11 protein-coding genes are annotated in these 13,129 nt (G+C 67.7%); 1 reads left to right on the forward strand and 10 read right to left on the reverse strand.

The window, feature by feature from the left end:
* Positions 1–148 precede the first annotated feature (148 nt).
* From EDD93_RS37825 to EDD93_RS37840, 4 genes are all read right to left on the reverse strand, one after another.
* On the reverse strand, positions 149–1,558 hold the full coding sequence (locus tag EDD93_RS37825; protein ID WP_123531239.1) for a sugar porter family MFS transporter: 1,410 nt from the start codon (positions 1,556–1,558) through the stop codon (positions 149–151).
* 136 nt (positions 1,559–1,694) lie between these two features.
* On the reverse strand, positions 1,695–2,519 hold the full coding sequence (locus EDD93_RS37830) for a hypothetical protein (protein WP_123531241.1): 825 nt from the start codon (positions 2,517–2,519) through the stop codon (positions 1,695–1,697).
* Between the two features lie 71 nt (positions 2,520–2,590).
* Positions 2,591–3,394 carry an SDR family oxidoreductase gene (locus tag EDD93_RS37835; RefSeq protein WP_123531243.1) on the reverse strand — a complete coding sequence of 268 codons (804 nt, stop codon included), beginning with the start codon at positions 3,392–3,394 and terminating at the stop codon, positions 2,591–2,593.
* A gap of 40 nt (positions 3,395–3,434) precedes the next feature.
* Positions 3,435–3,890 (reverse strand): VOC family protein, encoded by a 456-nt coding sequence (locus EDD93_RS37840; protein ID WP_123531681.1) that lies wholly within the window; start codon positions 3,888–3,890, stop codon positions 3,435–3,437.
* A gap of 206 nt (positions 3,891–4,096) precedes the next feature.
* Between EDD93_RS37840 and EDD93_RS37845 the strand changes: the two genes are divergently transcribed.
* Complete coding sequence (locus tag EDD93_RS37845) at positions 4,097–4,912, forward strand: GNAT family N-acetyltransferase (RefSeq protein WP_260256126.1); 816 nt, start codon at positions 4,097–4,099, stop codon at positions 4,910–4,912.
* Positions 4,913–5,011: 99 nt separating this feature from the next.
* On the opposite strand, the gene EDD93_RS37850 is transcribed toward EDD93_RS37845, so the two are convergent.
* The 6 genes from EDD93_RS37850 to EDD93_RS37875 all read right to left on the reverse strand — a co-directional run bounded on the left by EDD93_RS37850 (position 5,012) and on the right by EDD93_RS37875 (position 13,099).
* Entirely contained in the window at positions 5,012–5,995 is a 984-nt protein-coding gene (locus EDD93_RS37850) for an MBL fold metallo-hydrolase (protein ID WP_123531247.1), read from the reverse strand.
* 89 nt (positions 5,996–6,084) lie between these two features.
* A complete protein-coding gene (locus EDD93_RS37855; RefSeq protein ID WP_260256127.1) occupies positions 6,085–9,054 on the reverse strand; it encodes a BTAD domain-containing putative transcriptional regulator in 2,970 nt (989 codons plus the stop codon).
* Between the two features lie 294 nt (positions 9,055–9,348).
* On the reverse strand, positions 9,349–9,852 hold the full coding sequence (locus tag EDD93_RS37860) for a VOC family protein (protein WP_123531250.1): 504 nt from the start codon (positions 9,850–9,852) through the stop codon (positions 9,349–9,351).
* A 57-nt stretch (positions 9,853–9,909) separates the two neighbouring features.
* Positions 9,910–10,767: a formyltetrahydrofolate deformylase gene (gene purU / locus EDD93_RS37865; RefSeq protein WP_123531252.1), complete on the reverse strand. Its 858-nt coding sequence runs from the start codon at positions 10,765–10,767 to the stop codon at positions 9,910–9,912.
* A gap of 59 nt (positions 10,768–10,826) precedes the next feature.
* A complete protein-coding gene (locus EDD93_RS37870) occupies positions 10,827–12,173 on the reverse strand; it encodes an aminomethyltransferase family protein (protein ID WP_123531254.1) in 1,347 nt (448 codons plus the stop codon).
* Positions 12,174–12,238: 65 nt separating this feature from the next.
* Complete coding sequence (locus EDD93_RS37875; RefSeq protein WP_123531256.1) at positions 12,239–13,099, reverse strand: methylenetetrahydrofolate reductase; 861 nt, start codon at positions 13,097–13,099, stop codon at positions 12,239–12,241.
* Positions 13,100–13,129 lie beyond the last annotated feature (30 nt).

The raw sequence follows: 13,129 nt of genomic DNA on the forward strand, positions 1-13,129 counted from the left end.
CCAGAGGTGGGCCACCGACTCGTACGAGGACAAGACGCTGCCTCCGTCCGTGTATGACCGGACGGAGGCAGCGTGGTCGAGGAGAGGGCAGCGGGGACTTGGCCCGTCTCCCCGAGTCTCGGAAGCGCTGCGGCCCGGGGCACGGGCCTCAGCCCATCTCCTCCAGCGCCTTGCCCTTGGTCTCCTTCACGAACCTGAGCACGAAGGGGATCGAGAGCGCGGCGAAGACCGTGTAGATCACGTAGGTCGCGGAAAGGTTCCAGCCGGACAGCGACGGGAAGCTCGCGGTGATGGCCCAGTTCGCGACCCATTGGGCGCAGGCCGCCACACCGAGCGCGGCGGCGCGGATGCCGTTCGGGAACATCTCACCGAGGAAGACCCAGACGACGACACCCCAGGACAGGGCGAAGAAGAGGACGAAGAAGTGAGCGGCGATCAGGGCGACCCAGCCCTGGGCGGCGGGCAGCTTGCCATCGACCAGGTCGAACGAGAAGGCCCATGCCTCCAGGGCGAGACCGATGACCATGCCCACGGAGCCGATGAGCGCCAGCGGCCGGCGGCCGATCCGGTCGACGAGGAGCACCGCGATCACGGTGCCGATGATGTTGATGATCGACGTGGTGAACGAATAGAAGAACGACTGTGAGGGGTCGACACCGACTGACTGCCACAGCGTCGAGGAGTAGTAGAACGCCACGTTGATGCCGACGAACTGTTGGAAGACCGACAGGCCGATGCCGATCCAGACGATCGGCAGGAGAAGGTATCTGCCGCCGAGCAGGTCTTTGAAGACGGACGTGTGCTCGCGCCGCATGGCCAGCTCTATCTCGGCGACACGGGCGTCGAGGTCGACGCCCTCACCCTCGACCTCGGCGAGCACCTTGCGGGCGCGCGCCTCCTTGCCGGCGGAGATCAGGTAGCGGGGCGATTCGGGGATCGCGAAGGAGAGCAGACCGTAGAGAACCGCCGGGACGACCATCACTCCGAGCATCACCTGCCAGGCTTCCACGCCCATCACCTTGCCGCGCTGGTCGCCGCCGGCGGCGTTCAGGATGCCCCAGTTGACGAGCTGCGAGAGCGCGATGCCGACGACGATCGCGGCCTGCTGGAAGGACCCGAGCCGACCGCGGTAGGCCGCCGGGGCGACCTCGGCGATGTAGGCCGGGCCGATGACGGAGGCCATGCCGATGGCGAAGCCGCCGACGACGCGCCAGAAGGCGAGGTCGTACAGGGCGAAGGGCAGCGCGGACCCGACGGCGCTGACGGTGAAGAGCGCGGCTGAGATCTGCATGCAGCGGATACGACCGATGCGGTCCGCCGTACGGCCCGCGGTCGCGGCGCCGATGGCACAGCCGATCAACGCGATCGCGATGACCTGGGCCAGGGCCGCGGAGCCGACGTCGTAGCGGCTCCGGATGGCTTCGACGGCGCCGTTGATCACGGCACTGTCGTAGCCGAACAGGAATCCGCCCATGGCGGCCGCCGCCGCGATGAAGATGACGTGCCCGAGACGGTCGGGGGGAGCCGTCCTGGCTCGTGGCTGCGCTGTGCTGGTCACATGAACTCCTCGGTTGCCGGTGACGCTGCCCAGGTGAGTTCCCCTCGTGGTCCTGCTGAGGGGCGGTGCTTAGGGGCGTCTGTGCCCATTGACAGTCGGCGCCCGACCGATGTGACACCCGCACGCCGACGCGGTGTCAGTGCCAGTAGTCGGCCACACGATCGGCACGGGACAACCCACGTTCTTCCTGCGGCGTCAGCGGGCGTGGGAATGCGGTCTCACTGATCGACTGGAGAGTACGCTCACTCAACACACCGTGGGAATGCAGCTCCGTCAGAAGTCCGGCCAGTGCCCGGGTGTTGGCGATGGCCCTTTCCGTGATTCTCACGAGTTGGGGCTGATTCACCAGTGCGAGAGCGTCCGGCGCTACTTCCGCTCTGTCCTCGTCGGCGACCAGAACCACGTGGTGACGGTGGGCACCGTCTTCGGTCCGCTGCCACACACAGCGCCCGAAGCGCATCCGCAGAGGGATGTCGGTGATGCCTCGGCGAACGACGTCGTGGAAGGCGCCCGGCGCGCTCAGAAGCCCTTCCAAGCGTTCGTTGTCCTCACCGATGACCTCCGTGACGAGCGTCGCCGTGACCACGCCCCCGTCGCTCTGTTCCCTGTACCTCATCGGGACAAGGCTGAGCTCTCCGATGTTCAGGACCGAGGCGTGCAGGGCCTCGATCTCCCGCACCTCCATCCGGTAGATGTAGATCTCGGGCCGACGTCCCTGGGAGGCAGCGGTCCAGCCCTCCGCGACGCGCCATGCGGCGTCCGTCCCCTTGAGGTGTTGTCCCTCGTTCGACGTGGCCGCTTCGAGTTCGGCATCCAGTTCCTGGTGCCGCTCATCGGGAACATGGAGTTCCAGGGCGAAACGGCGCAGAGCCCGGCCGCTGTGGGCGGAGGTGACGGGAGGCAGCCTCACGGCAGCCAGTTCGCGAGCCGCGCCCAGCAGAGTGATGTTCAGTGTCGTCATCAGCCACTCTCTTTCATGCCATGGGGCAGATCTTCAGCGCCGCTCACAGCGCGGCGCACGAAACCGCGGTGTCAGGAAGTGATCTCAGGCGCGGAGCAACCGGCGAACCAATCCCGGAACCTCGTCTCCGTGATGAAGGCGCCGGCACCGGGCAGGAGGTCCGACGGCCGGAGATGCGCACCGAAGAACGGGCTGCGCACGTCCGTGAAGACACGGCGGCACTCATCCCCCACGGTCAGGGCTTCTCGGATGAAGACGTCCAGCCGGAATTCCTCGGGGCCGGCGATCTCCCGGACGCCGTTGAGCGGTCGGGACACGGCGCAGTGCGCGACCAGCATGGCCACGTCCCGCGACGATACGGGGCGTACGTCGACCGGCGGCACCCAGATGATCCAGTCCTCGGTGCCCGCGTCCGCGATGTCCTCGGCGGACTCGAACAACTGCGTGGCACGGACGATGGTGTGAGGGACACCGGACCGCCGAATCATGGCCTCATGGGCCTGGAGAGCCCGGAAGGCACCCGTGCTCGCCACGCGGTCCGCTCCCACGACGGACAGGACCACATGATGCGTGACGCCGGCCGCCGCCTCGGCCCGCATGAGGTCACTGGTGGAGCAGAGCCACGCTTCGACCAGTCTTTCCTCGTCCATGGCGAAGCCGCGTTCCTCGTCCAGGGCCCCCATGGCCAGGGAAGGCTGGTGGCACAAGTCGATCACGACGGAACAGCCTTGTACGGCCTCGGCGATCTCGTCCCGTGTGAGGAGGTCGAGGCCCCCGGGCGCCGAGACCAGACCGACCTCGTGCCCGTGGTCCCGGACCCAGAGCGCGGTCTCGACGCCGATGAGCCCGCCGTCGTCGAGGACGACAACCTTCATTTCCGTACCCCGCCCGTGAGGCGGGGCCGCGACGGCGTGCTCAACGGGACTCCGCCGGCGCAGCCGCTTGGATCCCGGCGAGCAGGCCGGTCGACTGACCCACCTCGATGAGGTAGCCGTCGGGGTCGCGGAGGTAGCAGCGGAGCTCGGATCCGCGGTCGACGGGCTCGGTGAGGAAGCCGGCTCCGCGGGCCACGGCATGTGCGTAGAACGCGGTCAGGTCGGCCACCCGAACATTGAGGAAACTGGAAACACGGTCTCCGCTCCGGGGTGCCTCCAGTGTGATCCCCGGCTTGTCGGGCGTGGGGCCGCCGCCGGGATTCATGATGATCCAGCTGTTGGCCACCTTCACGATCGCGGGGTTTTCCGCCATCACGACCTCGCCGCCGAAGACGTCGGCGTAGAAGCGCCGCGACACCGGCACGTCGCGCACTGTGAGGAAGTGCGTGAGGAGAAGCCCCTGTTGCGGGGCGGGGAGGTCCTCGTGGGATGTCATCGTCATCGTCCTTTCATGGGCCCGGGCTGTGGCGCGTCACGGCAGTTGTCTCCTGAACCGTCGCGCTCGCGGGCGCCCTGAGGCACCGGCGTACGCTGAGAAGTAGGACCGGGCAGCTCCGCGATGTGTGACATCGATCGCTGTCCCTGGAAACCACCGTTCAACCAGCGTCTACTACTGGCATGGATGCGGCCAGGACGACCCACGTGGCACACGACGACGACGCGGAGGCCCGGATGCCCCGGGAGGACCCTGATCTGATGGAGTCGGTGTTCACCAACTTCCGTCGCTATCTGATGGGTTGGGACTCGACAAGCCGTCCGGGCCCCGTCGTCGACCAGTTCCGCAGTGGGCTGGCCACCCCGCAGTTCAACGGTGTGGTGCGCGCGACTTTCACTTCGTCGCCAGGTCCCACCGTGGCGGCCGTCCGCAAGGACCTGGCCGGTGTCCCCTGGTGGTGGTGGGTCGGCCCGGACAGTCCCGAGAACACGGCGAGCACCTTGCGGCGCCATGGGGGCAGGGAACTCACCGTTCTTCCTGTGATGGTGAGACCCCTCGGCCACCAGGCGGGCCCGGGTGGGACGCCCGGTCCGGACGGTACCCGTACCGGCCTGCGGGTCGAGGCGGTGCGGCACGGCGAGCAGCTGGCGGAGCTGGTCCGGACGTACCGGTCGTCGATGGGTGTCGCGCCTGCTCTGGAGGCAGAGATGACACGCATCGAGTCACAACGCGAGGACAACGCCGGCATCGTCCGGCTCGGCGCGGTACTGGACGGCCGGCTGGTCGGGTCCACAGTGGTGACAACCGCCAACAGAGTGGCCGGGATCTTCCTCGTGCACGTGGCCGAAGCCCATCGCCGCCAGGGCGTCGGGGCGGCGCTGACGGTCGCCGCCCTACAGGTCGGGCGGGAAAGGGGGATGCACGCCGCCGCGCTCGTATCGAGCCCCATGGGCGAACCCCTCTACCGGCGCTTCGGCTTCACGACGCGAGCGGAGTACCGCCTGTTCGACTTCCCGGCCTGAACGACGGTCCTGTCCGTCGACCTTGTGGCCCTGTCACCCGGTTCCGTGGCGCCTGCGGCGTCAAGCTCGACGCCCGTCCGGACCTTGGTTGGCCCGTTGTCAGTGATCGTGGCCGTGGTCGGCCTCGGCAGGCGGGAAGAACACGACGTGCGGCTCGGCGTTCTCGTCCAATCGGAGGCTGTGGTACATCGTGAGCGTGTGATTCACGCCCAGGGTCTCCACACCACCCAGCCGCCCGGACCACTTCTGGATGACAGGTTGGGCGGCCTCCGCCGCAGCCGCCTCGTACATCGTCTTGAAGTACAGGTAGATGTGGTCGGTTCCGACCGTCTCACGGGCGAGCCTGCGCTTCTCCGGCGTGATCTCCAAGGCGTGGCGTGCCGCGGTGCGTATGTCGTGCATGTACTCGCGCTGGATCTTGACGTCCTGCCGCGTCCCCAGCCGGGTCAGATGGCCGGTGATCATGGTGTCGAAGTCGAAGGAGAGCGCGTGATCGTGATGCGCCATGAATCCGCGGATGTCCTTGGACTGGGCGATGTTGGTGAACGGGACCCACCCGGGATAGATGACGTCGACGAGCATCAGAATCCGCTGACGCGGCAGGTGAATGAAGCTGTTGCCCGGCGCGTGGTTGCTGCCCTTGTAGTGCATCTCGATCACCTGGCCACCCACCTCCAACCGATGCGAGTCCCGGAAGGTGACATCGGGCGGACGCCGCAGGGCATCGTCTGCCTCGCTCAGCAGGGTGTGGGTCTCCTGCTGCGCGATGCGGACCGCATCGTCCGGAAACTGGTTCACCGTGCCGATGTGGTCACCGTGGGAGTGCGTGTACAGGACGTGGCTGATCGGTTTACCGGTCACATCGCGGATGGCCCGGGTCACGAGCGGTCCGAGCGACGGCGGCGCGTCGATGGCGACGACCTGATCGTCGCAGACCACGAAGGCACATTGGTATCCACCGTCGGTGACCCAGTGCACGCCGTCGGCGATCTCCCGCACCAGATATCCGGAGGGCGGAACCGTCGGCCCGATCGCTTGTGCCGGAATCGAGGGGATCTCGATCCCGCCGGCGGTGTGCGTCATCGTCTCTCGCTTTCGTGCGTACGGCGTCGAAGTCACGGCCCAAGCGTGATCCGGGGAGCGTTAATCGCCCCGAAATCGCGGGCCGTTGCTCACTGCCGCAACCGGGCCACCAAGCGCCGCACCTCGACTGACGGCGCGACTCCCATCTCCCGCATCGCCGCCGTGTACCGCCGGTACAGGGCCAGTACGGAGTCGTCGCTGCCGCTCGCATGGGCCAGTTGGATCGCGAGCTGCCACGCCTGCTCGCGGTACGGGCTCCGCCGGAGCACGCTGTCGACGAGTCGGCGCGCCTCGCGGTACCTGCTGAGCCGGAACGCCAGCCTGGCCGCTTCGACACGGCCGCCGTCGATCCGGTCGCCGATCTCGGTGCGGCGCAGCTCCACCCAGGTGCTGCCCAGCGTCGCGAGGTAGGGCCCCCGCTCGGCACGTGCCAGCGCGTCGGTCATGGTGCGTAATCGGATTTCGCCGTCCTGGCGCTCGGCCTGTACGAGGGTGTCGAGCAGGACCTGTGCCGAGCCACTGACGAGGTCAGGGCGGCCGAGGCGAAACCGGTCACCGTCCTGCTGGGGCATGAGCTCCTCGGGAAGTACCTCGCGCAGCCGGTAGAGCGCCTGGCGCAGGTAGCTCCGGCCGGCGGCGTCATTGCGGCTGTCGAACAGGGCGTCCAGCAGTTCCTGCCGGGGCACCTCACGCCGCTCCGCGAGCAGGTAGCTCAGCAGCTCCATGCTCTTGCTGAGCCGCAGCGGGGCTCGCTGTCCGTCGACAGTCAGGAAGGGTTCGCCGAACTCCTCCAGCAGCAGACGCGGAGCCCGGGACGCGACCCTCAGCGTGTCCTGGCCGGACAACGCGGCGGTGAGCTCGTGCCAGCGTGACATCCGGGTCGGAGAGGCGTCCGCCTCCCGCACCGCCACGGCGGGGACGTCGGCGAGCGCGGCCAGCAGCAGGTGCTGTGACCCCTGTGCCGCGGATTCGCTGAGGGCGAGCTCAGCCGCCGCGTCGGAAGCGTCCTCCTCACCGAGACGCCAGTACGCCTCCGCCAAATAGACCGCTCCCGTCGCCAGTTCGAGCCGCCGGTCGCCCCGCCGCATGCTGTCGACGCACGCCTCCAGTTCCCCGCGTGCCTCGGCGTCACGATCTCGGAAGAGCAGGGAGAGCCCGTGCCACAGCTGGTGCAGCTCGCGGCTGAACGCGTAGTCGGTGGCACCGCGTTCCTTGGCTTCAGCGAGGGCGTGGTCGGCTGCGGCGGTGTCGTGGCGCAGCCGCAGACACAGCTTCGCCTCGTTCAGCCATCCCAGGATGTGGTACAGCCGGGAACCGGTGTCCGCGATCAGGCGGCGGCCGCGTTCCAGGGCGGCCGATGCCTCGTCCCCGTACCCGAGGTCACTCATGAGGTCGACCGCGTCCACCGCGTGCAGCCAGGGCGGCTGCCACGATTCCCGGCGTACTTCATACATCTCCATGGCTTCTTCCAGGCGTCCTGTCGCCCGTAGTCCGGCGATGATCCAGGGCACGCCGAGGACGGGGCGCGCAGGCTCGCCTCCGGCCGGGCGGTCCAGCCCGCGTAATCTGCCGCGGAAGTAGCCGATGCGCATGTGCATCCCGTCGACGGCGCTCGCGGGCGCCGGAGCGTAGTCGGGGAACGGGGGCGAGGTGCCGTCGGCCAGGGCCAGGAGGCTCTGGCCGACTTCCCGGGCCCGCCCGGCGGGCAGCCGCTCCGCGATGGCCCGGGCCTCGCCCAGCCGGCCGGAATGCCACAGGCACCAGGCCGCCAGGAGGACCACTTCCTCGAAGTGGGGCGAGTCGGGCCCCGGCAGCCACTCATCGCCGTGCCGGTCCAGGAGTTCGATGCCGCGCCGGCTCTGTTCGAGCGCGAACGACACCCGAAGCACGACAGAGCCGATCTCGGGGGTGGGCACCCTCGCGGGGTCGTGCAGCGCGTCCAGCCATCGGGCAGCGGAGGTGAAGTCCATACGGGCGACCAGGCGGGGCAGGGCGATCGCTGCCTGCCGCCAGGCATCCTCCGTGTCGCCCAGTTCCAGCAGCTCTTCGACGGCCTCCTCCAGGGCTCCTCGCCGTACCAGCAGGCCGGCGTGGAGCCGGTGCAGCCGGTCCACGGTCTCCGGATCCGCGGTGCGGACCAGTTCAGCGGCCAGGAACTCCCGAAACTGGGGACGTGTGGTGAGCCTGCCGCCGTTCTTGGACCAGTACACCGGCAGGTGTTTGTGGCGCAGGCCGGCCATGAGACGGACGGCGTCGCTCTGTCCGAGCGCCATGGCGTCGTCGACCGAGATCTCTGGCAGGAGGCTGGTGTGCAGCAGAAAGGTCCGTTCCTCGGCGGACAGGGGGCGCAGGATGTTGGCCGCGAGGTAGCCGCGCAGAGCGTCGGCCTTGTGGTCCGCGGGACCGCCGGTCGGCGCTACCTCGAGCAGCACTCCTGCCACCCAGCCGCCCGTGGCCGCCAGGATGTCCTGGCCGTCGGCAGCGGGGCGGCCCATGAGTCGCAGGGCGGCCGCCGTCTCGTCGATGTCGAAGGCGAGGTCCTCGTCGAGTTCGCCGACACGGGAGACGGCGCCGGCCGAATCGACGTCCAGTGCGACGCCGGTACGGGAGATCAACACCAGGTTGACGTCCGCGGGCAGGTATCGCGCGAGCGCCGACAGGACGACGAGCGCGTCCTCGTCCGCCGTGATCCGCTCGACGTTGTCGCAGACCAGCACCGTGCGGCTGCCCTCGAGGCTCTCCGCGAGGAGTCCCGCTGCCTCACCGATGTGCATGCCCTGGCGCAGCGCGTCAGAGGCGACGCGGCGTGCCCGGGGAACCTGCGGCTCGACCGCCGCTTCGAGATAGGCCAGCAATCGCCCGGCAGTCCGCTCGGAGCCGTCGAGCACCAGCCAGGCGACTGGGCGGTCCACATCGCGCAGGGCCAGCGCGACGGCCGTGGTCTTGCCGCCGCCGGCGGGCGCGCACACCGTGGCCACGGTGTGACGTTCGAGGAGAGACCGGAGCGACAGTGTCAGCCGGTCCCGCCGGACGATGTCGTCACCGGGTTCGGGCGCCACGAACTTCCGTCGGATCAGCGTGCGTCGGTCGCCCTCGTCAGTGTCGTGATGATCTTCCACGGTGACCCGCCTAACTCAGAGGTCGGCACCACTCGATATCCGGTCGATAGTTGGCTGTCGTCAGGCAGAGCCTTCGCGGCACGTCCAAGGCCCCGCGACATCCGTGGTCGAGCGGGCTGTGCCGACGGCCAAGCACGCTTCCTCGGCGGCTGACAGCCCGTCAACCTACATATCATGGCAGGGAGATGGCCGCCCGGATCGGGCGAGGGGCGACTGTCGGACTCGGACCGGCGCTCAGTCGAAGGCCGCCGGGTTACGGAGATACGCCTTGCCGTCGGGGTAGGACACCAGCTCGCACTGCAGACCCCACGGCGACAGGAAGTAGACCCACCGCTGGCCCTCGTGCGGGCCCCGGCTCCGCGTCGGCTCCGCGAGGACGCGCAGACCTCGTCGCCGCAGGTCGTCTGTCGCGGCGTCGATGTCATCGACGTACAGGGCCAGGTGGTGGCCGCCGACATCGCTGTTGAGCGGTGGTTCCAGCCGTTGCCCCGGGGCCCGGTACTCGAAGACCTCCAGGATCGCCTGTCCGCCGATGCCGAAGAAGTAGATGCGCGGCGACACCGCCCGGTCATGGACGTTGAGGTGCTCACTCATCCAGTGTCCTGTGTCGTCGCGAAGGGGGCCGAGCCGGTACAGGTACTCGAAACCGAGCACGTCCTCGAAGAACTCGCGCGCCTGGTCGAGGTCGGGAACCGTGATTCCGAAGTGGTCGACTCGTGTGAGACCGGGGATGGGCATGGAACCTCCGTGTGGTGTGATCGCTGTCGGTTGTGCGGGCCGGCGAACGCGTGGGGATCACCGGAACACGATGGTCCGGTTCCCGTGCAGAAGTACGCGGTTCTCGCAGTGCCAGCGGACCGCGCGTGACAGGGCCAGGCACTCGGCGTCCCGGCCGAGGGTGGTGGCCTCGTCGGCTGTCAGGGAGTGGTCGATGCGTGCCATCTCCTGCTCGATGATGGGCCCCTCGTCGAGGTCCGGTGTCACATAGTGCGCGGTGGCGCCCACGAGTTTCACTCCCTTGGCATGGGCCTGGTAATAGGGGCGGGCGCCCTTGAAGCTGGGAAGCATGGAGTGGTGAATGTTGATGGCGCGCCCGTCCAGCTTCTTGCACAGGTCGGGCGACAGGATCTGCATGTAGCGGGCGAGCACCACGAGATCGATCTCCAGGTCCTCGACGAGGCCGGACAGCTCTGTTTCCGCGGCCGTCCTGGTCTCCGGCGTGACCGGTATGTGACGGAACGGGATATCGTAGGCCTCGGCCAGATACCGCAGGTTCGCGTGATTGGACACCACTGCGGCGACCTTCGCGTTCAGCGCGCCGCTGTGCGCGCGGAACAGCAGGTCGTTCAGGCAGTGCCCGAAACGGCTCACCATGATGAGGACGCGTTGCGGTGCACCGGCCTCCAACAGCCGCCATTCCGGGGAGAACCGTTGCGGTAGACCGGCGAAACCCGCGCGCAGGGTGTCGGCCGTGACGTGCGGGTCCAGCGCCTCGAACTCGACCCGCATGAAGAATCTGCCGGCCTCGCGCTCGACGAACTGCTGGCTCTCCACGATGGTGCAGTCGTGTTCGAGGAGCAACGTCGAAACGGCCTGGACGATCCCGGGCTGGTCGGGACAGGTAAGGGTGAAAACCCAACGGATAGCACTCATCCCGATTCACGTCCTCCGCGGTGCAGGGAATGCCTTGCAGCACTTGGTCGGGACAACGGTCAGACCAGCGGGCGTGTATGCAGCGTGGCGCGGATGTATCGCTGGACATGCGGTTCGACGGTGGGTTTCGCCGAACCGCCGTTCTCCTCACCGATGACGATCTCGACCTCCCGGCCGTCGGTCGCCTCCGCCTCGTCCACCATGCCCAGGGAGGACCAGCCTCCGACATTGACGGTATAGCCGTTGTTGGCGGACACGCCCACCAGCCGGCCGTCGACAAGGACCTTGTCGTAGGTGCCGGTGGCGTAGTGAGAGACCGGCATCTCCAGATACTTCGCTCGTGGTCCGGTGCCGAACAGGCTGTCTGCGACCAAGTCCGCGGTGTCCCGGTCGCTCCAGCGCAGCCACACCTTCCTCCGGTGCGGTTGATCCGCCATCCGCTCGAGCGCCGCGCGTCCGACGAAGTCATGGTCGAACTTGATGACGCGTCCGTAGCCGAGGTCCCATGGCGTGACGTAGTAGTCCTCGATGTCCTGCGACACGAAGCTGCCGCCGATGGAGGCGTTCGCCTCGAAACCCTCGGCGGAGAGCCATTCCCGAAAGGGTTTCATCGAGGCGCCTGTGTAGAGAGCGGGTACCGGCGCGGGAATCCAGCCGGACTCGATGGCGGTGGAAGGGTAGGCCCGTGCGCCGCCCTGACGCAGCCCGAAGTCCTCGCCGGCCACGAGCAGTGCATCCAGGACCCGTTCGCCGTGCTCTGACGGGCCGATCAGTTCCAGGCCAGTGAATTCCTGCCCGGGTATGCCGACCATGGTGTGGTTGAGCGCGCGGATCGGAACACCCGCGATCTCGATCTCACCCATGCCGAAGAACCTGATCCGCGGGAGCGGTGCACCCGCCGCCTTTTCGACGATCCTGTGCGTGGCCGGACCGTTGAGCTGGAAACGGAAGGTGAGGCGCCGGCCGTCGTTGGCGATGGACCGTTCGTCACGCGTGACCGTGACGCGGTATTGACCCGTTTCGGCTTGGAAAGCGACCCAGTTGGGCGCGACCGGCCGTCCCACCAGGCTGAACTCGTCATCCTCGAAGCCGAACAGGATGGCGTCACCGACGAAGTATCCGTCGTGGTTGCACGCCACGAACTGTTTCGCCTTGTTCCGTCCGAAGTTCCGGAAGCCGTTCACGCCGAGGTCGGACATGAGCCGCAGCGCGTCCGGGCCTTTGAAGTAGATGTCCGTCATGTGGTGCGACTGGTCGAAGAGCACCGCGGTCGCATGCCATGCCCGCTGTTCGTCCCGCCAATTCGTGTATTCCGCACGCATCGGGTACACGTACGGGCCCTGAGGGACGTTGCGCAGCATGTCCGCGACGTTTCCGGCCTGCTGGATCTTCTCTTCGAGATTCATGAGAAATGCACACTCAACCTTCTGTCGGCGGGCGGAGTTTCGGTGAGGACATCAGAATCCGCCGGTCATCCGGCCTTGTCGGCCTGTTCCGTGCCGGTGGCGCGGGAAATCCATTCGAGTGCGGCGTCGACCTGATTGAAGGAGAACAGGTGCAGACCCTCGACCGACATTTCAGCGAAGGAGATCTCCTGCTGTACGGCGCGCAGCAGGTCCATGGGTTCATAGGAACGTCCCAGCAGAAGACTGCCGACCATGCCGTGCTGTCCGGACAAATACCGTACGGACTGTCCGACACCGATTCTGACTGACAGTTCGATCAGTTTCCTGGCCTGCAGCGGAGCCGCGACACCGATCCGAAGCGGCAGGGTGATGCCGCGGTCACGAGCGGACCGCACCCACGAGGTCAGGGCGGAGGCGTCGAAACAGAGCTGGCTCACCATGTAGTCGGCGTAGTGCTGCTTGAGCGCCAGAGCCTCCGACAGCTCGTCCTCGCCGATTTTCGGGTGACCCTCCGGGTAACAGCCGACCCCGAGCCGGGTCAGCCCGTGGTCGAACTCGCGCAGTTCCCGCAGCACGTCCAGGGCCTCGCTGTATGGTCCGACGGGCTCCTCTCCGTCGCCGCCGACCACGAACAGTTCGTCGACCCCGAGGTCGGTCACCCCGCTTACGAACTCGCGCAGTTGTGCCCGCCCCGCGACCATGCGGGCAGCCAGATGGGGCACGACCCGGAGCCCTGACCGACGGGCGGCCGCCACGTGGTCGAGGGTCCGTGACAGCCCGAACTTCGGCGAGCACGTGATGCTTATCGTCGTTCCCGCCGGCACTGCGGCCGCCTTCCCTTCCGCGCCCTTCAACGGAATGATTTCGATGCTGGAAGCACGGACGATCTCTTCGATCGTCGGCTTCCGGCCAGCAGATCGCACCATCGCTGTTTCCCGCCTTCTTGAGCTGGAGCA

It is taken from the genome of Streptomyces sp. 840.1, from assembly GCF_003751445.1.
In the GTDB taxonomy this organism is placed as follows: domain Bacteria; phylum Actinomycetota; class Actinomycetes; order Streptomycetales; family Streptomycetaceae; genus Streptomyces.